The 1,439-nt window shown below is 75.7% G+C and carries 2 protein-coding genes; both read left to right on the forward strand.

What is annotated here, in order from left to right:
• Positions 1-802 (forward strand): MSMEG_6728 family protein (locus GTR00_RS20750; protein ID WP_166613417.1); only part of this gene is annotated, 802 nt, incomplete at its 5' end.
• A gap of 29 nt (positions 803-831) precedes the next feature.
• Positions 832-1,439: HAD family hydrolase (locus GTR00_RS20755; protein WP_166613418.1), on the forward strand; the 608-nt coding region annotated here is incomplete at its 3' end.

Raw genomic sequence — 1,439 nt, forward strand, 5'->3', positions numbered from 1 at the left:
CATCGAGCTGCCCGACTACGGCTGGGTGAACCACCCCGCGGTGCGCATGTGGCGCGGCTGCACCCCCGCCCTGGTCAGCTACGGCCTGGCGTGCGTGGACGAGTGGACCCGCACCGGGCGCGCGGACTCCACCCGCCGCCTCATCGCGGAGTTCGCCCCCGAGGTCGTCGGCCGCCCCCAGGCCGAGCTCGCCGCCGAGGGCCTCATGCCGTACTGGCTGGGCGACGAGGCCCTGCACCTGAGCCACCGCTCCGCGCTGCTGCGCAAGGACCCCGCCACCTACCGCCCCCTGTTCGGCGACGACGAGCCCGACGACCTGCCCTACGTGTGGCCCGAGCCGCCCTCGCTGGAGCCGCGCCCGCGCGCCGGCGGCCGCCTGGTGTGGGTGGTGCGGCCCTCCGGCCCCGAGGCGCTGGCGGAGTTCCTCGCCGACGGCGTGGTGGGGCTGGGCACCGAGTCCGGCGTCGACGTCGACGTGCGCGTGGCCGAGGAGGGCACCACGCTGCGCCAGCTGCTCAAGCAGGTCTCGCCCGGCAAGCGCCCCGGCAAGGACCTGCGCGTGCTGGACACCTTCGTCAACGAGCTCGCCCCCGGCGACGAGGTCGCGCTGCCCGTGGAGCGCGAGCGCGCGCTGCTGCTCGGCGAGGTCCTCGGCGGCTACGAGTTCGACGCCCGCAGGGGCGTGGCGGTGCCGCACCGGCGCCGGGTGCGCTGGGGCGGGCGCGTGGAGCGTTCCGACGTGCAGCCGCCGGCGATGCTGCAGGACCCCCGCAAGCTGTTCTGCGTGGACGTCGCCGCGTAGGCCCGCGCGAGCGCGGGTAGGGGGCGGGCATGGCCGACACCGCTCTGCTCGACGTCGACGGCACCCTGGTCGACACCAACTACCAGCACTCGATCGCCTGGTACCGGGCGTTCCGCCGCCACGACCTCACCGTGCCCGTCTGGCGCATCCACCGCGCGATCGGCATGGGCGGGGACCAGCTCGTGCCGGCCGTCGCCGGCGACGCGTTCGAGCGCGAGCACGGCGACGACGCCCGCGAGGCGTGGGTGGAGGAGTTCGACCGGCTGCTGCCCGAGGTGCAGCCCTTCGACGGCGCTCGCGACCTCGTCGCCGAGCTGGGCCGGCGCGGGTGGAAGGTCGTGCTCGCCTCCTCCGGCAAGGGCCGGCACGTCGACGCGTTCCTGGACCTGCTCGACGCCCGGGAGCTGTGCGAGGCGTGGACGTCCTCCGACGACGCGGAGTCCTCCAAGCCCGCCCCCGACCTGTTCCAGGTCGCGCTGCAGAAGGTGGGCGGCAGCGGCGGCGTCGTGCTCGGCGACTCCACCTGGGACGTGCAGGCGGCCGCGAAGGCGGAGCTGCCGGCCGTCGCGGTGCGCACCGGCGGCTACTCCGTCGACGAGCTGCGCGAGGCCGGCGCGGTGGCGGTGCACGACTCGAT

It is taken from the genome of Kineococcus indalonis, assembly GCF_009906395.1.
Classification (GTDB): Bacteria; Actinomycetota; Actinomycetes; order Actinomycetales; family Kineococcaceae; genus Kineococcus; species Kineococcus indalonis.